Here is a 24,151-nt window from a genome sequence, read left to right as displayed (position 1 = left end):
CAAAAAAATGCCCGCGTCGAAAGGCGCGGGCATTTTCTCTTGTCCGGTACAGCTTCCGCTAACACTCACTGATCATCAAAATACCGCTCATGCCAGTCCACCAGCGGTTGCGGCGAGTTGAGTTTCTGGCCGTAGATCACCGAATAGGACAACACGTTCTGCACGTATTGGCGGGTTTCGTCGAAGGGGATGCTTTCGACCCAAACGTCGAAGCTCAGGTGATCAGCGCCGCGCAGCCATTGGCGAACGCGGCCGGGGCCGGCGTTGTAGGCGGCGGAGGCAAGGACGCGGTTGCCGTTGAACTGGCTGTGGACCTGGCTCAGGTAGGCCGCGCCCAGCTGGATATTCTTGTCCGGGTTGAACACTTGCTGTGGCGATGCCAGGGGAATGCTGAACTTGCGTGCGGTTTCCTTGGCAGTGGCTGGCATCAGTTGCATGAGGCCGCTGGCGCCGACACCGGAGCGGGCGTCGTCCATGAAAGCACTTTCCTGCCGGGTAATGGCAAACGCCCAGCTTGGATGCAAGCCGCGGACCTTGGCTTCGCGCACCAAGGTGTCGCGGTGGGCCATCGGGAAGCGGATGTCCAGGTCATCCCAGTACTTGGCCTGGCTGATGGTGCGAATGGCCGGGAAATACCATTTCAGGTCGTAGGCCAGTTTCGCCTGGGCAACCATTTCGTCCCGGTTGAAATGGCGGCTGACGTGATACCACTCGCGTCGCCCATCGACGATTTGACCGCGGGCATGGAACTCCAGCGCCCGGCGTATGCCCGGGGTGTTGCGTACTTTGTTGATCAGCGCCTGGCTCATGGGCAGCGGCTTGTTGATCAGCGAATAGGGTGACTGGGAACGGTCGGCAGCCAGGAAGCCGTAAAAATCACGCTCGCGAGCCAGATGCTTGTACAGCGTCAGTGCTTCAGGGTTCTGCGGCTGCGCAAGTTCCAGGCTGCGGGCCTGCCAGTAGCGCCAGCGATTGGTGCTGGCCAGCGATTCCGGCAAGCGCCGGGTCAGTTGGTAGGCGTCGTCCCAGCGGGCCAGGCGCAAAAGTAGCCGCAAGCGCCATTCCGATACGGTGTCGTCCCGCAGTTCAGGGTCATACTTGGTCATGACATCCAGGGCGCGGCTGTCGAAGCGCTTGGCCAAGGTCAGGCCGATTTCCCGGGCAATGGCGACTTTTTCGTCCCGGGAAAAATGCATGGTGCTGGCATAGCCGTCCAGCAATGCCATGGCTTTCTCCGGATCCTGGCGGGCCAGGCGGCGCAGGCCGAGGCTGACGATGTCGGACATCGGCTCGTCGGCGGGGGTGAAGCGTGAAGGCTGGTTGAGCAGTTCGGGCTTTTGCGCGACATCGACCAACAACTTGCCCCGGGCGGCGAGGGTGGTCAGGCCGCTGACCAAGCTGTTGGCCAGTGGATAATTGCGTGCCTGGGCCCCCAGTTTGGCGCGCTCCCAGCGTTTCTGCTCAGTCAACTGCCCCTGCGTCGCCCACATGCCAAACAACGCGTCGCAGGCCGCCGGCTGGGATTTGCCGGTGAGCCAGAGCTTTTCGGCATTGGCGTAGCCTTCGGCCTTCAGGCCGTGGCTGAGCTGATATTGAGCGTTGAGGCAATCCAGTTCGGTGAAGTTGAGCTTGGGATCGTAGTACTTGACGAAGGTCGCCCAGTCACCACGCTCGGCCAGCCAGCGCAACCAGCGCAGCTTCATCCAGTTGGCCTGGGGCAGGTCGCCATGCTCGGCGAGGAATTTTTCGATCTCGGCGTTGCTCGCGCTTTTGAGTCGCGCGGTCAGTTCATCATAGGCCAGGTACGGTTCCAGCGGATAATCACGCAGGGCCTGGCTGTAGCGAAAGTAGGGGCCGGAATCGCCTTTCGCCAGGGCGCGCTTGGCCTCGTCGTAATATTGGCGCTGGGTGGAAATGTCCACCGCCTGGGCGGTTTGAACGGCAGTGGCACACACAAACAAACAAGATAGAACACTGAAAAGGCGACTGCGCATGATACGTCCGGGCAGAAAAAACATGACAAGCCCAAGGAATAACCCAGGGTAACTTGCTTGTAGCTTAGCCTTTTGCCAGCAACCGGCGAAAGCTTTGCAGGGCCGTTGGCACAACTTCGCAACATTTGTTGTGCAGAGTGCTTCGACGACGAAATTGGCGGACCCTTGAGGGCTCTTCTCAGGTAGAATGCGCGCCCGGTTTTTGGAGAAGCTCATGACCCTGCTCAAATTCAGCGATGTGTCCCTTGCTTTCGGCGCGATGCCGTTGTTGGACAAGGTGTCCTGGCAGATCGCCCGTGGAGAGCGGGTGTGCATCATCGGCCGCAACGGCACTGGCAAGTCCAGCATGATGAAGCTGGTCAAGGGCGACCAGAAGCCTGACGACGGCTCGGTCTGGCGTGCGCCAGGCCTGAAGATCGGCGAATTGCCCCAGGAATTGCCGGTGGCCGACGAGCGGACCGTGTTCGACGTGGTTGCCGAAGGCCTGGACGGTGTCGGCGCGCTGTTGGCCGAATACCACCACCTGAGCCAGAACATCGTCACCGATGCCGACCTCGACAAACTGATGCATGTGCAGCACGACCTCGAGGCCCGCGACGGCTGGCGCTTGCAGCAGTTGGTCGACAGCACCTTGAGCCGCCTGCAGCTCCCGGCCGACAAGACCTTGGCCGAACTGTCCGGCGGTTGGCGTCGCCGTGTCCTGCTGGCCCAGGCCCTGGTGTCCGAGCCTGACCTCCTGCTGCTCGACGAACCCACCAACCACCTGGATATCGGCGCCATTGCATGGCTTGAGGAAGCGCTGAAGGATTTCCAAGGGGCAGTGCTGTTCATCACCCACGACCGTTCCTTCCTGCAGAACCTGGCAACCCGCATCCTCGAACTGGATCGCGGCGGCTTGATCGACTGGAACGGCGACTACGCCAGCTTCCTGGTGCACAAGGAAGCGGTGCTGGCGGCGGAAGAAACCGCGAACGCCTTGTTCGACAAGCGCCTGGCCCAGGAAGAAGTCTGGATCCGCCAGGGCATCAAGGCCCGACGTACCCGTAACGAAGGCCGCGTGCGCGCCCTCAAGGCCCTGCGCGTCGAGCGCAGCGAACGCCGCGAGCGCACCGGCAAGGCCAATATTCAGTTGGAAACGGCAGATAAATCCGGTAAGCAGGTCATGGTGCTGGAAAACGTCAGCTTCGCTCACCCGGGCGGGCCGTTTCTGATCAAGGATTTCTCCATGGTCCTGCAGCGCGGCGACCGGATCGGCCTGCTCGGCGCGAACGGTACCGGCAAGACGACCTTGCTCAAGCTGATGCTTGGCGGGCTGGTGCCGACCAGCGGCAAGGTGGAAGAGGGGACGAAGATCGATGTCGCCTACTTCGACCAGTTGCGCCATCAGCTGGACTTGGAAAAGACCGTGATCGACAACGTGGCCGAAGGTCGCGACTTCATCGAGATCGATGGCCAGAGCCGCCACGTATTGAGCTACCTCGGCGATTTCCTGTTCAGCCCGCAGCGCGCCCGTACACCGGTGAAGGCGCTGTCGGGTGGTGAGCGCGCACGCCTGCTGCTGGCCAAGCTGTTCAGCAAGCCGGCGAACCTGCTGGTGCTCGACGAACCGACCAACGACCTGGACGTGGAGACCCTCGAGCTGCTGGAAGAAGTGTTATTGACGTTCAATGGCACCGTGCTGATGGTCAGCCACGACCGGGCATTTCTCGACAACGTGGTCACCAGCACCTTGGTATTCGAAGGCGAAGGCTTGGTGCGCGAATACGTCGGTGGGTACCAGGATTGGCTGCGCCAGGGCGGCTCGCCGCGCCTGTTGGGCGTGACCGAGAGCAAGTCTGGCAAGGCCGACCTCAATTCGGCGGTGGTCAAGGCCGAGCCCGCGCCGGTTGCCACCGCTGCTGCACCGGCCCCAGCGAAGAAAAAACTCAGCTACAAACTGCAGCGTGAGCTCGAAGCCCTGCCAGGCGATATCGAAGCGAAAGAGCAGCAGATCGCCGCGGTGGAAGCAGAGATGGCCGATCCCGGCTTCTACCAGCGTCCTGCGGCTGAAACCGCCAAGGTGATCGCGCATCTGGAGCAACTGCAGGCCGAGCTGGATGCACTGGTCGAGCGTTGGGCTGAGTTGGACGCTTGATCCGTTGAGCTAAAAAATCCCGGTGTTCAGCAATGAACGCCGGGATTTTCAGTTGAAAATGTCATCGCTTGTGGGAGCGAGCAAGTTCAGGGGTCAGGTGCGCTTGACCAGGTGCACCGCCAGCACATCGCAAGGCGCACCATGTAGCACGTCGTTGGCCGTGGAGCCCAGCAACAGCGCCAAACCATGACGGCCATGACTGCCGACCACGATCAGGTCGCAGCCTTGCTCCTTGGCCAGGTGATGGATTTCCTGGCGCGGCTGGCCGTAGGTCAGGTGGCTATTTTCCTTTTTCAGGGCGGGGTATTTCACTATCAGTCGGTCAAGGCGTTCCTTGGCCTGGTCGAACTGCTGCTGTTGGAGCTGGGAAAGATCCATCGGAACGTCACCGCCGAAGGCCATGGCCATCGGTTCGACGATGTGCACCAGCGACAGTTTGTTTTCCCGGCCTTCGCACAGGGCGAGGGCGCGCTTGACGACGGGATCGCATTCTTCAGTAAGGTCGACGGCGACCAGGATGTGTTCGTAGTACATGAAAAGCACTCCAGAGAATGGCGATACGGTAAGTATGGCTGGTTTCAAGCGCATTGATGGCGACGCAGCTCAATGGGCTCATCAGAATTCGGGAGTACAGATATGACGGTCTGGATAGTGGTGTCAATCCTGCTGGTGGTATTAAGCCCCCTGGCATGGTTGCGGCCGTCCCGTTCCCAGAGCGGGCGCATGGCCCTTCGCATGGAGGCGCGACGCCTCGGGCTGGCCATGCAGCTGACCCCACAGGACTGGCCGCACTGGCTTCTCCAGCAGCCTCCAAACCCATGTGCGCAATACCACCGAGCCCGGCGTGGCAGCCGGCCGGCCGTTTGGAGTTATTGGCAAAAGGCGCCTGGCGTGTGGGTGAATCAATGGCAGGAAACCTGCCGGGATGAATCGTTGCTCAATCATTTCCGGACGTTGCCGGATAATGTCTACAAGGTCGAGGCCGACCGGCAGATGATCGCGTTGTACTGGGGGGAAAAAGGCGAAGCCAGTGTCTTGCAGGACATTTCTGCTGTGCTCAAGGCGCTGGCCTGACGCGTAAAAAAGCCCGACAGATACATCGGGCTGGGTGGCCAGGCAGGCCGGTAAGCGTTTTCTTCTGGTCGTTCATTCGAAACGACCTTCGCGTATAGAACTCAAATGTGTTGTCACCAGCGTAGTCGGTTGAATCCGTTGCGGTTGGAATTAGGGCGACTTTTCTAATTATTGATTCTATGAATGGTTGCTCATCCGGCTCCGTGTTGCTGATCCATGCGGTACGGAAATGACTGCGGAGTCCCGTTCAAACGCTTGTTTAGGGCGATTGACAATTGTCGGAAATTCCGTGAAGGTGACGTACCCAAATCAAACGGGCGTATGAATTGAGCGTTTGTATTTTCAGAACGTTCCTACAGAACCCGACTATCGCGTTGACGGGTGTGTCTGGCGGATTGGCGTAGCATCGGCGGTAATGTCCGTGCCGAGCCAGGGGCCAGCGTCCAACGTGTACTGTTCAGCTTCCATATCGTGGAGATCAGTTGATGATTTACGAAGGTAAAGCCATCACGGTTAAGGCTCTTGAAAGTGGCATCGTCGAACTGAAATTCGACCTCAAGGGTGAGTCCGTCAACAAGTTCAACCGTCTTACCCTGAATGAATTGCGTCAGGCTGTGGACACTATCAAGGCAGATGCTTCGATCAAGGGTGTGATCGTCAGCAGTGGCAAGGACGTGTTCATCGTCGGCGCCGACATCACCGAATTCGTCGACAACTTCAAGCTGCCCGATGCCGAACTGATCGCTGGCAACCTCGAAGCGAACCGTATCTTCAGCGACTTCGAAGACCTCAACGTACCCACCGTCGCAGCCATCAACGGCATCGCCCTGGGTGGTGGCCTGGAAATGTGCCTGGCGGCGGATTACCGCGTCATGTCCACCGCGGCCAAGATCGGCCTGCCGGAAGTCAAGCTGGGCATCTACCCGGGCTTCGGTGGTACCGTGCGCCTGCCACGCCTGATCGGTGCCGACAATGCCATCGAGTGGATTGCCGCCGGCAAGGAAAACCGCGCCGAAGACGCGCTGAAAGTGGGCGCCGTGGACGCGGTGGTCGAACCTGGCAAGCTCCAGGAAGCGGCCCTTGAAACCGTCAAGCGCGCAATCAGCGGTGAGTTCGACTACAAGGCAAAGCGTCAGCCGAAGCTGGAAAAACTCAAGCTCAATGCCATCGAACAAATGATGGCGTTCGAAACCGCCAAGGGTTTCGTGGCCGGCCAGGCGGGCCCGAACTACCCGGCGCCGGTCGAAGCGATCAAGACGATCCAGAAGGCTGCGAACTTCGGTCGCGACAAGGCCCTGGAAGTCGAAGCCGCCGGTTTCGTCAAGCTGGCCAAGACTTCGGCTGCGCAGAGCCTGATCGGTCTGTTCCTCAACGACCAGGAGCTGAAGAAGAAGGCCAAGGCTTATGACGAAATCGCCCGTGACGTGAAGCAGGCCGCTGTACTCGGCGCCGGCATCATGGGTGGCGGTATCGCCTATCAGTCGGCGTCCAAGGGCACGCCGATCCTGATGAAAGACATCAACGAGCACGGGATCGAGCAGGGCCTGGCCGAAGCCGCCAAGCTGCTGGTCGGTCGCGTCGACAAAGGTCGCATGACCGCCGCGAAGATGGCTGAAGTGCTCAACGGCATTCGTCCGACCCTGTCCTACGGCGATTTCGGCCATGTCGACCTGGTGGTCGAAGCGGTCGTCGAGAACCCGAAGGTCAAGCAGGCGGTACTGGCTGAAGTCGAAGACAAGGTCAAAGAGGACACCATCCTCGCCTCGAACACCTCGACCATTTCCATTTCACTGTTGGCCAAGGCTCTCAAGCGTCCGGAAAACTTCGTCGGCATGCACTTCTTCAACCCGGTGCACATGATGCCGCTGGTGGAAGTCATCCGTGGCGAGAAGTCCAGCGAACAGGCCATCGCCACCACCGTGGCCTATGCCAAGAAAATGGGCAAGAACCCGATTGTCGTCAACGACTGCCCGGGTTTCCTGGTCAACCGCGTGCTGTTCCCGTATTTCGGCGGTTTCGCCAAGCTGGTCAGCGCCGGTGTGGACTTCGTGCGCATCGACAAGATCATGGAGAAATTCGGCTGGCCGATGGGCCCGGCGTACCTGATGGACGTGGTCGGCATCGACACCGGCCACCACGGTCGCGACGTCATGGCTGAAGGCTTCCCGGACCGCATGAAGGACGACCGCCGTTCGGCCGTCGACGTGCTCTACGAAGCCAAGCGCCTGGGCCAGAAGAACGGCAAGGGCTTCTATGCCTATGAGACCGACAAGCGCGGCAAGCAGAAGAAAGTCGCCGATTCGTCGGTGCTGGAAGTGCTCAAGCCGATCGTCTACGAGCAGCGCGAAGTCACCGACGAGGACATCATCAACTGGATGATGATCCCGCTGTGCCTGGAAACCGTGCGTTGCCTGGAAGACGGCATCGTCGAAACCGCCGCCGAAGCCGACATGGGTCTGGTCTATGGCATCGGTTTCCCTCCATTCCGTGGCGGTGCGCTGCGCTACATCGATTCGATCGGTGTGGCCGAGTTCGTTGCCCTGGCTGACCAGTACGCTGATCTGGGCGCGCTGTACCACCCGACCGCGAAGCTGCGTGAGATGGCCAAGAACGGCCAGAGCTTCTTCGGTTAAGCGCCCAACGACTAGAGCGAGAGAACATTTATGAGCTTGAATCCTAGAGACGTCGTGATTGTCGACTTCGGTCGTACGCCGATGGGCCGCTCCAAGGGCGGCATGCACCGCAACACCCGCGCTGAAGACATGTCGGCGCACCTGATCAGCAAACTGCTGGAACGCAACGTCAAGGTCGACCCCAACGAAGTTGAAGACGTGATCTGGGGCTGTGTGAACCAGACCCTGGAGCAGGGCTGGAACATCGCCCGCATGGCGTCGTTGATGACCCAGATCCCCCACACTGCCGCTGGCCAGACTGTCAGCCGCCTGTGCGGTTCGTCCATGAGCGCGCTGCACACTGCCGCCCAGGCGATCATGACCGGCAACGGCGACGTGTTCGTGGTCGGTGGTGTCGAGCACATGGGCCACGTGAGCATGATGCACGGTGTCGACCCGAACCCGCACATGTCTCTGTACGCGGCAAAAGCCTCGGGCATGATGGGCCTGACCGCGGAAATGCTCGGCAAGATGCATGGCATCACCCGCGAACAGCAGGACGCCTTTGGCGTGCGCTCCCACCAGCTCGCCCACAAGGCGACCGTGGAAGGCAAGTTCAAGGATGAAATCATCCCGATGCAGGGCTACGACGAGAATGGCTTCCTGAAGCTGTTCGACTACGACGAAACCATTCGTCCGGAAACCACCCTGGAGAGCCTGGCAGCCTTGAAGCCCGCCTTCAATCCAAAGGGCGGCACCGTGACGGCGGGTACTTCGTCGCAGATCACTGACGGCGCGTCGTGCATGATCGTGATGTCGGCCCAGCGTGCCCAGGATTTGGGCATCCAGCCGATGGCAGTGATTCGGTCGATGGCCGTCGCGGGTGTGGATCCGGCGATCATGGGCTATGGTCCAGTACCGGCCACGCAGAAAGCCTTGAAGCGTGCAGGCCTGAGCATTTCCGACATCGACTTCTTCGAGCTCAACGAAGCTTTCGCCGCGCAGGCCCTGCCTGTGCTGAAAGATCTGAAAATACTCGACAAGATGAACGAGAAGGTTAACCTGCACGGCGGCGCGATCGCCCTGGGTCACCCGTTCGGTTGCTCTGGTGCGCGTATCTCTGGCACGCTGCTCAACGTAATGAAGCAGAACGGCGGCACCTTTGGGGTGTCCACCATGTGCATTGGCCTCGGCCAGGGCATCGCCACTGTCTTCGAACGCGTCTAAGCGTTGCGTTGATGGAAGCCGGGGCCAAGTGCCCCGGTTTTTGTTTTTCGGGTTTGGCAAAAAAGATTTTGTTTTTATTTTGATAAAATTTGAGTGAGGGCCAATGCATGCCGATACAACCTGGGCTCTACCAACATTACAAAGGTCCGCAGTACCGCGTATTCAGTGTTGCGCGGCATTCGGAAACCGAGGAAGAAGTAGTCTTCTACCAAGCCCTGTATGGCGATTACGGCTTTTGGGTGCGTCCATTGAGCATGTTCCAGGAGTCTGTCGAAGTTGACGGTGAACAAGTGCCGCGCTTTGCTTTGGTGCAGGTCGAGGAGAGCGTTTTTTCCAAGCCTTGAGGCCAGTGCGAGGGCGACCCCGCCCTTGACCTCACCTTGCAGCCACTATATATAGCGGTGCCGCGTCAGGCGCCAACCGCCTTTCACTTTTTAGAACTCAGGAATTTTCTGATCCATGGGCAAATCGCTGGTCATTGTGGAATCCCCGGCTAAGGCCAAGACCATCAACAAGTATCTGGGCAACCAATACGTGGTGAAGTCGAGTATCGGCCATATCCGAGACCTGCCCACCAGCGGTTCGGCTAGCGCCAGCAAGGAGCCAGCCGCCAAGCGCGGCAAGGCGGCCGCTGGTGAAGCGCCGGCGCTGTCGCCGAAGGACAAGGCGCGCAAGCAGCTGGTCTCACGCATGGGGGTCGATCCGGAACACGGCTGGAAAGCCAAGTACGAGATCCTCCCAGGCAAGGAAAAGGTCATCGAAGAACTGCGTCGGCTCGCCAAGGACGCCGACACCATCTATCTCGCGACGGACTTGGACCGCGAAGGGGAAGCCATTGCCTGGCACCTGCGCGAAGCCATTGGTGGGGATGACAGCCGCTACAAGCGCGTGGTGTTCAACGAGATCACCAAGAAGGCCATCCAGGAAGCCTTCTCCCAACCGGGGGAGCTGGACATCGATCGGGTCAACGCTCAACAGGCCCGTCGTTTCCTTGACCGCGTCGTGGGCTACATGGTCTCGCCCTTGTTGTGGGCCAAGATCGCTCGCGGCCTGTCGGCTGGTCGTGTGCAATCGGTCGCGGTGAAGCTGGTGGTGGAGCGCGAGCGGGAAATCCGCGCGTTCATTCCCGAGGAGTATTGGGAAGTCCACGCTGATCTCGGCACCGCCAAGGGCGCAACCGTGCGCTTCGAAGTGGCCCGCGAAAAAGGCGAAGCCTTCAAGCCGCTCAACGAAGCCCAGGCCATGGCGGCGCTGGAGAAGCTCAAGGCTTCGAGCTACAGCATCGTCAAGCGCGAAGACAAACCGACCAGCAGCAAGCCGTCGGCGCCATTCATAACTTCCACCTTGCAGCAGGCCGCGAGCAACCGCCTGGGCTTCGGTGTGAAGAAAACCATGATGATGGCCCAGCGTCTGTACGAAGCGGGCTACATCACCTACATGCGTACCGACTCGACCAACCTCTCGGCCGATGCCGTGGCGATGGCGCGGACTTATATAGAAAATGAGTTCGGCAAGAAATACCTGCCGGATACGCCGAACGTCTACAGCAGCAAGGAAGGCGCACAAGAAGCTCACGAAGCGATTCGCCCATCCGATGCCAATACCGAGCCAAGCAAGCTGTCGGGCATGGAGCGCGATGCCGAGCGTCTCTACGAGCTGATCTGGCGCCAATTCCTGGCCTGCCAGATGCTGCCGGCGCAATACCTGTCGACCACGGTCAGCGTCGGTGCTGGCGACTTCGAGCTGCGCGCCAAGGGCCGTATCCTGAAATTCGACGGCTACACCCGCGTCATGCCGCAAATCACCAAGCCAGGCGATGACGATGTCCTGCCGGACATGGCCCAGGGCGACGTGATGAAGTTGATCAAGCTGGATCCGACCCAGCACTTCACCAAGCCGCCGGCACGGTACTCCGAGGCCAGCCTGGTCAAGGAAATGGAAAAACGCGGCATCGGCCGTCCGTCGACTTATGCGGCGATCATCTCCACGATCCAGGATCGCGGCTACGTTACGCTGCACAACCGTCGCTTCTATTCGGAAAAGATGGGGGACATCGTTACCGAGCGTCTCTCCGAGAGCTTCTCGAACCTGATGGACTACGGTTTTACCGCCGGCATGGAAGAAAACCTGGACGATGTGGCCCAGGGTGAGCGGGACTGGAAGAATGTGCTCGACGAGTTCTACGGCGATTTCAAGAAAAAACTCGAGGTAGCCGAGAGCCCTGAAGATGGCATGCGCGCCAACCAGCCGGTCATGACTGACATCCCATGCCAGACCTGCGGCCGCCCGATGCAGATCCGTACCGCCTCGACTGGCGTATTCCTAGGGTGCTCAGGCTACAGCCTGCCGCCCAAGGAACGCTGCAAGGCGACGGTAAATCTGGTGCCGGGCGACGAAATCGCTGCGGACGATGAGGGTGAGTCGGAATCGCTGGTACTGCGCGGCAAGCACCGTTGCCCGATCTGCAGCACGGCGATGGATGCCTACTTGTTGGACGAAAAGCGCAAGCTGCACATCTGCGGCAACAATCCTGATTGTGCCGGCTACGAGATCGAAGAAGGCACCTATCGCATCAAGGGCTACGAAGGTCCGAGCCTGGAGTGCGACAAGTGTGGCAGCGAAATGCAGCTCAAGACCGGCCGTTTCGGCAAGTTCTTCGGTTGCACCAACCCGGCCTGCAAGAACACCCGCAAGCTGCTCAAGAGCGGTGACGCGGCGCCGCCGAAGATGGATCCGGTGAAGATGCCTGAGCTCAAGTGCGAAAAGGTCAATGACACCTATATCTTGCGCGACGGCGCCTCCGGCCTGTTCCTGGCAGCCAGCCAGTTCCCGAAAAACCGCGAGACCCGGGCACCGTTGGTGATTGAAATCTTGCCGCACAAGGACGAGATCGATCCGAAGTACCATTTCCTCTGCGATGCGCCGCAGAAGGATCCGGACGGACGCCCAGCGGTGATTCGCTACAGCCGCAAGACCAAGGAGCAATACGTGCAGACCGAGGTCGATGGCAAGCCGACCGGTTGGAAGGCGTTCTACGACGGTGGCAAGTGGACCGTTGAAGACAAGCGCTGATATGACTCTGCTCGATCCCCGTGGCGAGGGAGCTTGCTCGCGCTGTACTACACAGTCGTCCTTATAAAGGCCAGGTAAACAAAAGGCCGCATGACAACCCTCAGGTTTTCATGCGGCCTTTTCGTTTTTGGCTTGCAGTGGCTTCGGTTGATCCACGACACTGTCGCACTGCGTGACGCTTTTATTTCGTTGGGGAGAATGCCGCCATGGCCCACGAACTCTACACCCGCACCAACCAGAAGATTTACTTCGCCGGCCTGTCGCTTGAAGCGCTTGCAAAGGCAGAAGATGGGCGCGCGATGAATGCTCCGGCGCTGGTCCAGGCTGGGCGTGAATCAGTGCTGTTTCATCTGTACGGTGCCTTGTTGGGCCTCTGCCATGAAATCGCCGGGTTCTATCGCTTGCCCCAGGCGAATGCCTCACGGGCTGAGCTGATATTGACGCCCGAGGTGTTGGAGAGCCTTGCGATTCCCGAGCTGGCGGAAATGGTCGAGCTGGCCCAAAACCGGGAAACCTGGCTGGCCAAACTACTGGAGGCGCATGCTGCTCTATTCCAGCCGCCACGGGCCCCGCGCAAACCGAAAGGTGACGTCACCCAGCCACTGATCGTGGCAGTCAATCTTGACGAGCAGGAACCAGAGCCGGAGCTGAGTCGGGAAGAATTGGAGAGCTGGCGCCAGAACCTAAAAAGCTTGGCTATTCGCTTCCGTGAAGGACTGAACGAGTGCTGATTTTCATTCGCCTCGTGATGACCGCCCATAACGCTTGGTCAAGATCCTGAGCGAAGCCTGGCCGATGACTATATAATCCCCGCCTTTCGTGGAGAACAGACCTTTATGCCTACGTCCTTTCTAGAAATTGTCGAACTTCCTGATGGTCGCATTGAGCTGCGCAGGGCTGAAGATGAGGGTTCTCTGGTTACCCTGAACTTCTCCGAGGATGCCAAGGTGTTCCTTCAGGGCCAGCATGTCGAGGTCGCCAAGGCGATGCTCAGCGTGGGCGTCCAGATGGCAGGTCGCCTGGTTGAAGGCGAATTCAACAAGGAAGAGGGGCCGCGGGTTCTTCATTGATCCCCGCCTGTCGGTTTTTGAAATAATGTGACGGGTCTGGCTTCTCTGTCCTGGAGAAGCCCTGCGTTTATCCTAGCCCAATCGAATATTCAGGCTTTGCGCATCCCCAGTCCGCGCAGCGCTGATCAACTGTTGGCGTGCGGTAGCGGTCAAGGGATTGAGCCAGCTGACCACCGTATGACTGCGTCCCAGGCGCAACGCTTCGCAGGTCAATTGCTGGGCGCTTTGGCTGCCGCGTGGTTGCAGAAGCAGGATTCGCTCGCGATTGAGACCGGCATCTCGCAGCCAGGCCTGCGTAACGCTGGCGGGTGGCGCGATCAGCGTGAGCCAGCGAGCATCCTGGTCCTGGCTCAGTTCTCTCAGGATCGGCGCCAGCAGGTTCAGGCAATTTCCCGCTGCACCACGCAATGACAGCTCGCTGAAGGCTTCAGGTTCAACGTCCCAAGGCGACTCGATGACCTCTTTCAGGACTGGAACCAGCGGTTGGGCCATGAATGCCTCGAACAGCGGTAGTTGTGTGTGCTGTGGTGTGTGAGGAAATTGCATAAAGCCTCCTTTAGCGGCGTATGACGCCAACGCTCAAGCCTTCGATGACCAGGTCCTGGTCTTTCAAGTCCACTTCGATAGGGGCAAATTCCGGGTTCTCGGCGATCAGCCAGACTTTGCTGCCCTCGCGTTTGAAGCGCTTGACGGTGACTTCGTCGCCGATCCGCGCTACCACAACTTGGCCGTTACGAGCTTCACGTGTGGTGTGGACTGCCAGCAGGTCCCCGTCGAAAATGCCGATGTCCTTCATGCTCATGCCATGGACGCGAAGAAGATAGTCGGCCCTTGGGTGGAAGAAAGAAGGATTGATGTTGCAAGACTCCTCGACGTGTTGCTGGGCGAGGATAGGGGCGCCAGCCGCCACGCGGCCAATGATCGGCAGGGTGGTTTCGTCGGCCTTGGCTTCGAAGCCTGGGATGCGAATGCCTCGTGACGCCCCGGGCGTCATTTCTATCGCACCCTTGCGGGCCAGCGCCTTGAGGTGCTCTTCGGCCGCATTGGGGGACTTGAAACCCAATTCCTGGGCGATTTCCGCACGAGTCGGCGGATAACCGTTGTCTTCTAGGCAGCGTTTGATGAAGGCCAGAATCTCTGCTTGGCGTGGCGTCAGCTTTAGCATATCGATCGCTCTGTCTTTTTATACAGTGACTGGGATTATATACAGTGCGAGCCGCTTGGCAATCCTCCTTTTTTGGCTGGGCTGCCGAACGGTTGAATGGGCCGCTTCAAGGGGTGGCGCTACAGCTTGTCGAAGGTGTGGTTAAATAGCTGACCGAGCGTTCGCAAAATGCCCCGGCAGGCTTGACAATCCCCAGGCTGAAACGTATGTTTCAAACAAGTGTTTGTCAGGCGGAGTAGCCATGGCCCAGTCGGAAACCGTAGAACGCATTCTCGATGCTGCCGAGCAATTGTTCGCGGAAAAAGGTTTCGCTGAAACCTCTTTGCGTCTGATTACCAGCAAGGCCGGGGTGAACCTGGCTGCGGTGAATTACCATTTTGGCTCGAAAAAAGCCCTGATCCAGGCGGTTTTCTCGCGGTTTCTCGGGCCGTTCTGTATCAGTCTCGATCGCGAGCTGGAGCGTCGCCAGGCCAAGCCTGACGTCAAGCCCTCGCTGGAGGAACTCCTTGAGATCCTGGTCGAGCAAGCCCTCGTGGTCCAGCCACGCAGCGGTAACGACCTTTCCATCTTCATGCGCCTGCTGGGCCTGGCCTTCAGCCAGAGCCAAGGGCACTTGCGGCGCTATCTTGAAGACATGTACGGCAAGGTGTTTCGTCGCTACATGCTGCTGGTCAACGAAGCGGCGCCACGCATACCACCGATCGAATTGTTCTGGCGCGTGCATTTCATGCTCGGTGCCGCGGCATTCAGCATGTCCGGCATCAAGGCGTTGCGGGCTATTGCCGAGACCGACTTCGGTGTGAATACCTCTATCGAGCAGGTGATGCGCCTGATGGTGCCGTTCCTGGCAGCAGGCATGCGCGCCGAAAGCGGTGTCACCGACGAAGCAATGGCTGCAGCGCAGTTGCGTCCGCGTAGCAAATCGACGCCGGTACTCGCCAAGGCCTGAGCACACGGGTGGGCGCGGCTGGCTACATCCGCTAAGCTAGCCGCCCATGCCGATCCGCCTTTTGAATTCCTATCCAATCCCATCGCCTATGCGCGACCTGTCGGGCCGTCAGCCTGGCGGCGCCATCGTGCATGCGTCGCCACACGCATCCACCGCTACTGAAAAGGAACTGTTATGACTGCTGCCCTTCAAGGCTCGTTGATGGTGGACGTCGCCGGAACCTGGCTGACGGCTGAAGATCGCCATCTGTTGCGTCAGCCCGAAGTAGGTGGGCTGATCATTTTTGCCCGCAATATCGAGCATCCTCGCCAAGTGCGCGAGCTGAGTGCCTCGATCCGGGCCATTCGTCCCGATCTTCTGTTGGCGGTCGACCAGGAAGGCGGCCGGGTTCAGCGCCTGCGCCAAGGCTTCGTGCGTCTGCCGGCGATGCGGGCCATCGCTGATAACCCGAACGCCGAATACTTGGCCGAGCAGTGCGGCTGGATCATGGCCACCGAAGTACTGGCGGTCGGCCTCGATTTAAGCTTCGCCCCCGTGCTGGACCTCGACTACCAACGCAGTGCGGTGGTGGGAAGCCGTTCCTTCGAGGGCGATCCCGAGCGCGCCGCGCTGCTGGCCGGTGCCTTCATTCGTGGCATGAACGCTGCCGGAATGGCGGCCACCGGCAAGCATTTCCCCGGGCACGGCTGGGCCGAGGCAGACTCCCATGTTGCCATTCCTACCGATGAGCGCAGTCTCGAACAGATCCGTGCCCATGACTTGGTGCCGTTTGCCAGGTTGAGCAAGCAACTGGCGGCCGTCATGCCGGCCCACGTCATTTATCCCAAGGTGGATGCCGGTCCTGCGGGGTTTTCCCGCCGTTGGCTGCAAGACATCCTGCGCGGTGAGCTGCAGTTCGATGGCGTTATCTTCAGCGACGATCTCTCCATGGCCGGTGCCCATGTGGTCGGTGATGCCGCCAGCCGGATCGAGGCGGCGTTGGCGGCAGGTTGCGACATGGGACTGGTGTGCAACGACCGCGCGGCCGCCGAATTGGCCTTGAGCGCAGCCCAGCGCTTGAAGGTCGGGCCTTCGGCGCGGATCGCCCGCATGCGCGGCCAGGCCTTTGCCAGCACCGAGTACCGTCAGGATCCACGCTGGTTGACCGCCATCGGCGCGTTGAAAGCCGCCCAACTGATTGATTGAGGATGTTTTGATGACCGTTTATGCAATTATCGGCGGCACCGGCCTGACCCAGCTGGAAGGCTTGACGCTGCGCCAATCCCTGGCGGTAGAGACGCCCTACGGCGCGCCATCGGCCGACGTGCAGATCGGCGAATACGCCGGGCGCGAGGTGCTGTTCCTGGCGCGCCATGGCCATCCCCACCGTTTTCCGCCTCACCAGGTCAACTATCGCGCCAATCTCTGGGCGCTCAAGCAGGCGGGAGCCGAGGCCATCCTGGCGGTCAACGCCGTGGGTGGGATCCACGCCGCGATGGGGACCGGGCATTTTTGCGTGCCCCATCAATTGATCGATTACACCAGTGGTCGCCAACACACTTACTTCGCCGATGACCTGGACGCAGTGACCCATATCGATTTCAGCTATCCCTATACGGAGTCGCTGCGCCAGCAATTGATTGCGGCTTTGGCGGCCGAAGGCTGTGGCTATAGCAGTCACGGTGTCTACGCCTGCACCCAAGGACCGCGCCTGGAAACCGTGGCAGAAATCGCCCGCCTGGAGCGCGATGGCTGCGATATCGTCGGCATGACCGGCATGCCTGAGGCGGCATTGGCTCGGGAGCTGGAGTTGGATTACGCCTGTCTGGCGCTGGTGGTGAACCCGGCGGCGGGCAAGTCCACTGCTGTGATCACCATGGCTGAGATCGAGCAGGCTTTGCATGACGGAATGGGTAAGGTGAAGTCAACCTTGGCACGGGTGTTGATGGCGGGCTAGGGAGGCCGTTTTATCGGGATAGGCTGTGGGAGCGAACCTGTTCGCGAAGGCGGCGGCGATGCGTGCGAAAATGTTGAAGCTGATGGCCTTCTCACGAGCAGGCTCGCTTCCACACGAAAAGGTTTAGCGCTTCTCCAGCTTGTCCGGTAGCGGCGCGAATAGCGCCTCGATGTCTTCGTTCTGCAGTTTCCAATCCCCCGCAACACGCCCATCCAGCACGCCGGCCGCCAGGTCGGATTTCTCTTTTTGCAGCAGCTGGATCTTTTCTTCCACCGTGCCGCGGGCAATCAGTTTGTATACGAACACCGGTTTTTCCTGGCCAATGCGATAGGCGCGGTCGGTGGCCTGGTTTTCGGTGGCGGGGTTCCACCAGGGGTCGTAGTGAATCACGGTGTCGGCTTCTGTCAGGTTCAAGCCTACGCCACCGGCCTTCAGGCTGATCAGAAAGATCTGACGCTTTCCGCTTTGGAATTCCTTCACTGGCGTGCGTCGGTCCCTGGTCTGGCCGGTCAGGATGGCGTACGCCACCCCGCGCTTTTTCAGCTCATCTTCAATCAGCGCCAGCATGGAAGTGAACTGTGAAAACAGCAGCACCCGTCGACCTTCTTCGAACAACTCTTCGAGCATTTCCATGAGGCTGTCGAGCTTGCCCGAGGTGCTGCCACGGGTGGGCAGGGTGGCGTCGCTGATCAGGCGCAGGTCGCAGCACACCTGGCGCAGCTTCAGCAGTGCCTCGAGGATGATGATCTGGCTGCGTGCCACGCCTTTGCGGGTGATCTCGTCGCGTACCTTCTTGTCCATGGCCAGGCGCATGGTCTCGTAGACGTCCCGCTGGGCGTCGCTGAGTTCGACCCAATGGATGATCTCGGTCTTGGGCGGCAGTTCGGTCGCCACTTGCTCCTTGGTTCGGCGCAGCAGGAAGGGCTTTATCCGACCGTTGAGGTGTTGCAGTCGTACGTCGCTGCCGCGTTTTTCGATGGGTACGCGGTAGTCGCGATTGAAGCTCTTGACGTCGCCGAGCCAGCCCGGCAGCAGGAAATGAAACAGCGACCAGAGTTCACCCAGGTGGTTTTCCAGTGGCGTACCGGACAGGCACAGCCGTTGCCGGGCATCCAGTTCCCGGGCGGCTTGGGCGGCTTTGCTGGTGGGATTCTTGATGTACTGGGCTTCGTCGAGGATCAATACGTGCAGCGGCTGCGTCTTGAGGCGTTCGACATCCTTGGGCAGTAACGCATAGGTGGTCAGGATCAAGTCGTAATCGACCAGGCGCTCGAAGTGTTTCTTGCGTCCTGCACCGTACAGGGCCAGTACCTTGAGCTGCGGAGTGAAATGTGAGGCTTCGTCGAGCCAGTTGGGAATCAGGCTCGTCGGCATCACCACCATGCACGGCCGATCGAGGCGCCCGGCGTTTTTTTCGCTGAGAATGTGCGCCAGGGTCTGTAGGGTTTTGCCAAGCCCCATGTCATCCGCAAGAATGCCGCCGACTTCCAACTGCCGTAGCGACTGCATCCAGCTCAAGCCTTCGAGCTGGTAGGGCCGCAGCGTTGCGTTCAAGCCGTCCGGCGCGGTGGCGGTGTAATCCTTGATGTCGCGCAAGCGTTGGGCGAGGCTGCGTATGTGTTCGCCACCTTCCCAGCGCAGCGGCATGTCTTGCAACGGGTTCAGGCGCAGGGCGTCGGCGCTGTTGAGGCGTAGCTTGGTGGTGCCGGGCTCTTGCAGGTAGAACTCGCCCAGGGTCGCCAACACCGGCTTCAACCGCCCGTAGGGCAGGGCCACTTGCTGCGGGCCGAACTCCGAGTTGGGACGGTGCGGCAAGTTGACCAGGATAAGTTCGTCATCGCGGCGCCTGGCCAGGCGCTCCGGATTGAACAGCTCGATGTGCGAGCGCATCAGGTTCAACAGGATCGGTAGCAGGCTCAATCGCTCGCCGTTGACGATAATGCCCAGCTCCAGATCGAACCAGTCCCGCTCCGGGGTTTCCTCGACCGAGGCGTACCATTCGTCCACCGCCGTCAGGTCGAAGCCAAAATCTTCGTCGATCTGCAATTCCCAGCCTTGGTTGCGCAGCTTCGGCAGGTCGTTGAGGGTAAAGGTCAGCCAAGCGCTGTCGTTGACCATTTCGTACAGTTCGCCGGCGCTCTCCGGCAAGGCCTTGCTTTGTCGGGTCGCGATTTTGAAACCGAGGATTCGTAGCTGTTCGCGGTAGGACTGTTCTACGTCAGTTTGGCGTTTGATCCGCAGCGTCTGGGTTTCCTGGCGGATCAGTACGTCGGTGTTGCGCTGGCCGCTGACGTACTCGTCCAGATAACTGAAGGACAGGGCGGCGCGGTGCTGGATATAGCGCTGCATCTTGCCGTTGCGCGGTTCGAAGGCGCTGAACTCGACACTCGCCAGCCATAATCGTGGCACCGGCTGCACGTTTTCCACCAAGACTTGCGGCGGGGCCTTGGGGCTGCGGTTGTCCAGCACTGCCTGGAGTTTTTCCAACATCTGGGCGTCTTTTTCGGCAGCAGGGTAGGCCAGGGTTTCCTGGACTTGCAGCAGCACCGCCGCGCAATGCTTGCAGTTGATGCGCACCGGGCAGGAGCAGGCGGCATCAAGCAGGATCAACGTGCCTTTGGCTGACTCTTTGAGGCGAATGGTCTGACGGTAGACGCTGCCGCCCGATCCTTCGCAACTGGCGATGATCGTGCTGTCGCCGGCCTCGACGATCCTGACGCGGTTTTCCAGCGCGTATCGGCGCCCACGCTCCAGGCTTTGTTCCTTGAATCGATTGACCCAGGAAGGTGCCAGCGGTTTGCTCAGGGGCGAGGGCATGGGCGCGCCGATCAGTCTGGAATGACGTCAGGGGCCTGCCGTGGCGCAGGCGCGGTCAACGACGTGATCTTGATCAGCAAGCCGAGATGGCCATTATCGAGGAAATTCAGCTGGCCATTCTTGGTATGGCTCTGCTGTTTCAGGCGCTCGCTGGCCGTGACCAGGCCATTGGCGTCGATCTGGTTGATCCAGAAGTCGGCGTCCACGTCGGTGAAACGGCCGAGTTTGAGTTCCAGGGTGCCTTCGATGGGAAACTGGCCGAACTGCTCGGCGCCGTCGCTGACGGCGATCTTGCGGCCCTGTTCGCCCAGGTTCTGTTGCCAGGCTTTGTGCATCAACACGGTGTACTGGCCGCTGGCGTTGAGTTTTTCGACGATGTTGCCCAACGCTGGCGTGCGCTGGCTGTCCGCGCCCAGGCGTTGCGCGCCGGCGTCCCAGTCTTCCGGTGCGGCGCGGCTGATAATGGCCGGCTCGGCATTCTGGCGGACCAGGATCATTTCGACCTGATACAAGTCGTCGGCAACCGCCAGTGGAGCGATCAGCGTCATCAACAACATCAAGGAGTGAAACAGGCGCATTGGGCGTCCTTCAAGCAGTGGTCGGATTGAGGCGTTCGAACAGCGCCTCTACGGTATTGAAGCGCTCTTCCGGGCGCTCCATGGGCACCATGAACTTGAACATCGTGGCGCCTTCGAATTTGTAGCGTTTGGGTTGGCCCTGGATCAGCTTGATCAGCACCAGCGGATCGACCGGGGTCTGGGCCTCGAATTCGATCCGGCCGCCGTTGGGCCCGCCGTCGACTTTCTTGATGCCCAGTTGTTCGGCCTTGAGCTTGAGCAGCGTGGTACGCACCAGGTTCTTGGTCGGTTCCGGCAGCAGGCCGAAGCGGTCGATCATCTCCACTTGCAGGTCCTTCAGGCCTTCCTCGTCGGTGGCCGAGGCAATGCGTTTGTAGAGAATCAGGCGTGCGTGGACATCCGGCAGATAATCCTCGGGGATCAACGCCGGCACCCGCAGGTTGATTTCCGGTCCGCCGCCCAGGGGTTGGTCGAGGTTCGGCTGCTCGCCCTTGCGGATCGATTTGACCGCGCGTTCGAGCATCTCCATATATAGCGTGAAGCCCACGGCCTGGATCTGCCCGCTCTGGCCATCGCCGAGCAATTCGCCGGCACCACGGATTTCCAGGTCGTTGGTGGCCAGCACGAAGCCTGCCCCCAGATCTTGAGTGTTGGCGATGGCTTCCAGGCGCTTCTCCGCGTCCGGGGTGATCTGCTGGCGCGGAGGCGTCAACAGGTAGGCATAGGCCTGGTGGTGACTGCGTCCGACCCGGCCGCGCAACTGATGCAACTGGGCCAGGCCGAACTTGTCGGCGCGTTCGATGATGATGGTGTTGGCGCTCGGTACGTCGATGCCGGTCTCGATGATGGTCGAGGCGATCAGCACATTGAAGCGCTTGTGGTAGAAGTCGCTCATCACCTGTTCGAGCTCGCGCTCGCGCATTTGTCCGTGGCCGATGCCGATACGCGCTTCTGGCACCAGCTCGGCGAGGTCGGCGGCGCATTTCTCGATGGTCTTCACGTCGTTGTGCAGGTAATAGACCTGGCCGCCGCGCAGCAACTCACGCAGCAGCGCCTCCTTGACCGTGCTCTTGTTCTGCTCCATCACGAAGGTGCGCACCGACAGGCGCCGGGCCGGCGGCGTGGCGATGATCGACAGGTCGCGCATGCCCGACACCGCCATGTTCAAGGTGCGCGGAATCGGCGTGGCGGTCAGGGTCAGGATGTCGACTTCGCTACGCAGGGCCTTGAGCTGTTCTTTCTGGCGCACGCCAAAGCGGTGCTCTTCATCGATGATCACCAAACCCAGGTTCTTGATCTTCACATCGTCCTGCAGCAGTTTGTGCGTGCCGATGACGATGTCGATCTTGCCTTCGGCCAGGTCCGCGACGGCGGCGTTCACCTCCTTGGCGGACTTGAAGCGGCTCATCACTTCCACGGTCACTGGCCAGTCGGCAAAGCGGTCGCGGAAACTGTTGTAGTGCTGTTGGGCGAGCAGGGTGGTCGGCACCAGGATCGCCACTTGCTTTCCACCGTGCACGGCAATGAACGCGGCGCGCATTGCCACTTCGGTCTTGCCGAAGCCCACGTCGCCGCAGACCAATCGGTCCATGGGCTTGGGCGCGAGCATGTCGGCGCGCACGGCTTCGATGGTGGTCTGCTGGTCGACGGTTTCTTCGAACGGGAAACCGGCGCTGAAGGTTTCGTAGTCGGCTTTCGGGTCGGCGAATGCATAACCCTCGCGCGCCGCCCGGCGTGCATAGATGTCCAGCAATTCCGCCGCCACGTCGCGCACTTGTTCGGCGGCCTTGCGCTTGGCTTTCTGCCAGGTTTCCGAGCCGAGGCGATGCAGCGGGGCCAGGGCGTCGTCGCTGCCGGTGTAGCGGGCGATCAGGTGCAGGTTTGCCACAGGCACGTAGAGTTTCGCGCCTTCGGCGTATTCGAGGGTCAGGAATTCGGCGGCCTGGTTTTCGATTTCCAGGGTCGCCAGGCCCAGGTAGCGGCCCACGCCGTGATCGATATGCACCACCGGCGCGCCTTCACGCAATTCGGTGAGGTTCTTGATGACCGCATCGTTGGCGGCGTCGGCGCGCTTCTCGCGGCGGCGACGCTGCATGACGCGCTGGCCGAACAACGGACTTTCGGCCACCAGGGCCAGGGCGGGATCGTCAAGAACCAGGCCGTCGTTGAGCGGCGCGATTGTAATCGCCAGCCGATCCTTGCCCGAAACAAAATCAGGCCAGCTGTCGACGGTCTTCGGGCGCAGCTTCAGGCGTTCGAGCAGTTCCAGCAACACTTCGCGGCGGCCCGCGGACTCGGCGGTGAACAGCACGCGGCCAGGGAATCCATCGAGGAAACCGGCCAGGGCTGCCAGCGGTTGCGTGGCCTTGGCTTCGATTGCCAGGTCGGGCAAGGGCTTGGCGGGGAAGCGTTCACGGCCGACGCCGGTTTCCACGTCCTGCTGGCTCGCCACCACGCGCGGCCAACTCTTGAGGCGGGCGAAGCAATCTTCCACGGGCAAGAACAGCTCGGCGGGCGGCAACAAAGGACGGGAAGGGTCGACACGACGCTCTTCGTAGCGATTGCGCACGTCGTTCCAGAAGTTTTCCGCCGCCTGCTCGATGCCCGGCAGGGAAAAGACCTGGGTGTCCTGAGGCAGGTAATCGAACAACGTGGAGGTTTCTTCGAAGAACAACGGCAAATAATACTCGATGCCCGCGGGGGTGATTCCGCTGCTCAGGTCCTGGAAGATCGGGCAACGACGGAAATCCACGTCGAAACGTTCGCGAAACCGCGCTTTGAAGCGGGTGACCGCATCTTTTTGCAGCGGGAATTCCTTCGCCGGCAGCAGGCGGATCGACTGGACCTTGTCGATGGAACGCTGGTTTTCCGGGTCGAAGGTGCGCAGGGTCTCGATCTCGTCATCGAACAGGTCGATGCGATACGGCAGTTTGCTGCCCATCGGGAACAGATCGATCAAAGCCCCGCGCACCGTGAATTCGCCGTGCTCGTACACGGTATCGACGTAGCGGTAGCCACTGGCCTCGAGCCGAGTGCGCATTTGTTCGACGTCGAGCTTCTGGCCGATGTCCAGCACCAGGCTGCTGCCCAGCAGAAACTGGGTCGGTGCCAGGCGATGTAGGGCTGTGGTGATCGGCACTACCAAAACGCCATGACTGAGCTCCGGCAGCCGATAAAGGCTGGCGATTCGCTGGGAAATGATGTCCTGGTGTGGCGAAAAAAGGTCGTAGGGCAGAGTTTCCCAGTCCGGGAAATGCAGCACTGGCAAATCCGGGGCGAAGAAGCCCAGCTCCTGTTCCAGCCGCTCGGCGCTCTGGCTGTCGGCAGTCAACAACAGGGTGAAGCGCTTTGCAGCGCTGGCGGCCTCGGCGATAGCCAGGCTCAGGGCGGCACCGGGCAGGTTGCCCCAGTGCTGTTTACCTGCCGCGGCAGGGAGAAGCGGAAGACGCAGAACGGGCACGGAAGGTTGAGCTCCAGCGTTGCGACAAAGTCGACAATTGTAGCGGGGGAAGTGCCCGGCTGT

General features: G+C 60.4%; 18 protein-coding genes. 11 read left to right on the top strand and 7 right to left on the bottom strand.

Going from position 1 to position 24,151, the window contains the following annotated elements; genetic code table 11:
• Nucleotides 1-65: 65 nt before the first annotated feature.
• Nucleotides 66-1,994, bottom strand: coding sequence for a transglycosylase SLT domain-containing protein (locus VQ575_RS17405; RefSeq protein WP_325918106.1), 1,929 nt, complete (start codon nt 1,992-1,994; stop codon nt 66-68).
• 214 nt (nt 1,995-2,208) lie between these two features.
• Between VQ575_RS17405 and VQ575_RS17400 the strand changes: the two genes are divergently transcribed.
• Nucleotides 2,209-4,128 (top strand): ATP-binding cassette domain-containing protein, encoded by a 1,920-nt coding sequence (locus VQ575_RS17400; protein WP_039589073.1) that lies wholly within the window; start codon nt 2,209-2,211, stop codon nt 4,126-4,128.
• 93 nt (nt 4,129-4,221) lie between these two features.
• Here VQ575_RS17400 and VQ575_RS17395 read toward each other — a convergent pair whose 3' ends face one another.
• Entirely contained in the window at nt 4,222-4,662 is a 441-nt protein-coding gene (locus VQ575_RS17395) for a universal stress protein (protein ID WP_039589074.1), read from the bottom strand.
• Between the two features lie 102 nt (nt 4,663-4,764).
• Here VQ575_RS17395 and VQ575_RS17390 point away from each other — a divergent pair, with 102 nt between their 5' ends.
• From VQ575_RS17390 to VQ575_RS17360, 7 genes are all read left to right on the top strand, one after another.
• A complete protein-coding gene (locus VQ575_RS17390) occupies nt 4,765-5,202 on the top strand; it encodes a hypothetical protein (RefSeq protein WP_039589075.1) in 438 nt (145 codons plus the stop codon).
• 485 nt (nt 5,203-5,687) lie between these two features.
• Nucleotides 5,688-7,835 (top strand): fatty acid oxidation complex subunit alpha FadB, encoded by a 2,148-nt coding sequence (gene fadB, locus VQ575_RS17385; RefSeq protein WP_039589076.1) that lies wholly within the window; start codon nt 5,688-5,690, stop codon nt 7,833-7,835.
• A gap of 30 nt (nt 7,836-7,865) precedes the next feature.
• Nucleotides 7,866-9,041 carry an acetyl-CoA C-acyltransferase FadA gene (gene fadA, locus VQ575_RS17380; RefSeq protein WP_039589077.1) on the top strand — a complete coding sequence of 392 codons (1,176 nt, stop codon included), beginning with the start codon at nt 7,866-7,868 and terminating at the stop codon, nt 9,039-9,041.
• Nucleotides 9,042-9,148: 107 nt separating this feature from the next.
• On the top strand, nt 9,149-9,385 hold the full coding sequence (locus VQ575_RS17375) for a DUF1653 domain-containing protein (RefSeq protein ID WP_039589078.1): 237 nt from the start codon (nt 9,149-9,151) through the stop codon (nt 9,383-9,385).
• A 115-nt stretch (nt 9,386-9,500) separates the two neighbouring features.
• Entirely contained in the window at nt 9,501-12,113 is a 2,613-nt protein-coding gene (gene topA / locus VQ575_RS17370; protein WP_039589079.1) for a type I DNA topoisomerase, read from the top strand.
• Between the two features lie 206 nt (nt 12,114-12,319).
• Nucleotides 12,320-12,844, top strand: coding sequence for a DUF6586 family protein (locus VQ575_RS17365; protein WP_198723094.1), 525 nt, complete (start codon nt 12,320-12,322; stop codon nt 12,842-12,844).
• A gap of 105 nt (nt 12,845-12,949) precedes the next feature.
• Complete coding sequence (locus VQ575_RS17360) at nt 12,950-13,183, top strand: hypothetical protein (RefSeq protein WP_003183419.1); 234 nt, start codon at nt 12,950-12,952, stop codon at nt 13,181-13,183.
• A gap of 72 nt (nt 13,184-13,255) precedes the next feature.
• On the opposite strand, the gene sulA is transcribed toward VQ575_RS17360, so the two are convergent.
• The gene (gene sulA / locus VQ575_RS17355) at nt 13,256-13,729 is read right to left on the bottom strand and encodes an SOS-induced cell division inhibitor SulA (protein ID WP_325918104.1); all 474 of its coding nucleotides are present in this window, start codon (nt 13,727-13,729) and stop codon (nt 13,256-13,258) included.
• A gap of 10 nt (nt 13,730-13,739) precedes the next feature.
• Nucleotides 13,740-14,348, bottom strand: a complete 609-nt coding sequence (lexA, locus tag VQ575_RS17350; protein WP_039589083.1) for a transcriptional repressor LexA — start codon at nt 14,346-14,348, stop codon at nt 13,740-13,742.
• Nucleotides 14,349-14,589: 241 nt separating this feature from the next.
• Here lexA and VQ575_RS17345 point away from each other — a divergent pair, with 241 nt between their 5' ends.
• The 3 genes from VQ575_RS17345 to VQ575_RS17335 all read left to right on the top strand — a co-directional run bounded on the left by VQ575_RS17345 (nt 14,590) and on the right by VQ575_RS17335 (nt 17,233).
• Nucleotides 14,590-15,297, top strand: coding sequence for a TetR/AcrR family transcriptional regulator (locus VQ575_RS17345; RefSeq protein WP_039589084.1), 708 nt, complete (start codon nt 14,590-14,592; stop codon nt 15,295-15,297).
• A 174-nt stretch (nt 15,298-15,471) separates the two neighbouring features.
• Complete coding sequence (nagZ, locus tag VQ575_RS17340; RefSeq protein WP_045156535.1) at nt 15,472-16,482, top strand: beta-N-acetylhexosaminidase; 1,011 nt, start codon at nt 15,472-15,474, stop codon at nt 16,480-16,482.
• Nucleotides 16,483-16,492: 10 nt separating this feature from the next.
• Nucleotides 16,493-17,233, top strand: coding sequence for an S-methyl-5'-thioinosine phosphorylase (locus VQ575_RS17335; RefSeq protein WP_039589086.1), 741 nt, complete (start codon nt 16,493-16,495; stop codon nt 17,231-17,233).
• A 123-nt stretch (nt 17,234-17,356) separates the two neighbouring features.
• On the opposite strand, the gene VQ575_RS17330 is transcribed toward VQ575_RS17335, so the two are convergent.
• From VQ575_RS17330 to mfd, 3 genes are read right to left on the bottom strand one after another with little or no spacing between them, the layout of a single operon-like run.
• On the bottom strand, nt 17,357-20,050 hold the full coding sequence (locus VQ575_RS17330; RefSeq protein WP_039589087.1) for a DEAD/DEAH box helicase: 2,694 nt from the start codon (nt 20,048-20,050) through the stop codon (nt 17,357-17,359).
• A gap of 11 nt (nt 20,051-20,061) precedes the next feature.
• Complete coding sequence (locus tag VQ575_RS17325) at nt 20,062-20,628, bottom strand: CsiV family protein (protein ID WP_045156534.1); 567 nt, start codon at nt 20,626-20,628, stop codon at nt 20,062-20,064.
• A 10-nt stretch (nt 20,629-20,638) separates the two neighbouring features.
• Nucleotides 20,639-24,088: a transcription-repair coupling factor gene (gene mfd, locus VQ575_RS17320; protein WP_045156533.1), complete on the bottom strand. Its 3,450-nt coding sequence runs from the start codon at nt 24,086-24,088 to the stop codon at nt 20,639-20,641.
• Nucleotides 24,089-24,151 lie beyond the last annotated feature (63 nt).

It is taken from the genome of Pseudomonas frederiksbergensis (genome assembly GCF_035751725.1).
Classification (GTDB): Bacteria; Pseudomonadota; Gammaproteobacteria; order Pseudomonadales; family Pseudomonadaceae; genus Aquipseudomonas; species Aquipseudomonas frederiksbergensis_A.
This window is presented reverse-complemented; position numbering and strand designations above follow the sequence as displayed.

Coding starts and splice junctions, on each gene's coding strand:
- VQ575_RS17405 (WP_325918106.1), bottom strand. CDS start 1,994: ATGCGCAGTCGCCTTTTCAGTGTTCTATCTTGTTTGTTTGTGTGTGCC.
- VQ575_RS17400 (WP_039589073.1), top strand. CDS start 2,209: ATGACCCTGCTCAAATTCAGCGATGTGTCCCTTGCTTTCGGCGCGATG.
- VQ575_RS17395 (WP_039589074.1), bottom strand. CDS start 4,662: ATGTACTACGAACACATCCTGGTCGCCGTCGACCTTACTGAAGAATGC.
- VQ575_RS17390 (WP_039589075.1), top strand. CDS start 4,765: ATGACGGTCTGGATAGTGGTGTCAATCCTGCTGGTGGTATTAAGCCCC.
- fadB (WP_039589076.1), top strand. CDS start 5,688: ATGATTTACGAAGGTAAAGCCATCACGGTTAAGGCTCTTGAAAGTGGC.
- fadA (WP_039589077.1), top strand. CDS start 7,866: ATGAGCTTGAATCCTAGAGACGTCGTGATTGTCGACTTCGGTCGTACG.
- VQ575_RS17375 (WP_039589078.1), top strand. CDS start 9,149: ATGCCGATACAACCTGGGCTCTACCAACATTACAAAGGTCCGCAGTAC.
- topA (WP_039589079.1), top strand. CDS start 9,501: ATGGGCAAATCGCTGGTCATTGTGGAATCCCCGGCTAAGGCCAAGACC.
- VQ575_RS17365 (WP_198723094.1), top strand. CDS start 12,320: ATGGCCCACGAACTCTACACCCGCACCAACCAGAAGATTTACTTCGCC.
- VQ575_RS17360 (WP_003183419.1), top strand. CDS start 12,950: ATGCCTACGTCCTTTCTAGAAATTGTCGAACTTCCTGATGGTCGCATT.
- sulA (WP_325918104.1), bottom strand. CDS start 13,729: ATGCAATTTCCTCACACACCACAGCACACACAACTACCGCTGTTCGAG.
- lexA (WP_039589083.1), bottom strand. CDS start 14,348: ATGCTAAAGCTGACGCCACGCCAAGCAGAGATTCTGGCCTTCATCAAA.
- VQ575_RS17345 (WP_039589084.1), top strand. CDS start 14,590: ATGGCCCAGTCGGAAACCGTAGAACGCATTCTCGATGCTGCCGAGCAA.
- nagZ (WP_045156535.1), top strand. CDS start 15,472: ATGACTGCTGCCCTTCAAGGCTCGTTGATGGTGGACGTCGCCGGAACC.
- VQ575_RS17335 (WP_039589086.1), top strand. CDS start 16,493: ATGACCGTTTATGCAATTATCGGCGGCACCGGCCTGACCCAGCTGGAA.
- VQ575_RS17330 (WP_039589087.1), bottom strand. CDS start 20,050: ATGCCCTCGCCCCTGAGCAAACCGCTGGCACCTTCCTGGGTCAATCGA.
- VQ575_RS17325 (WP_045156534.1), bottom strand. CDS start 20,628: ATGCGCCTGTTTCACTCCTTGATGTTGTTGATGACGCTGATCGCTCCA.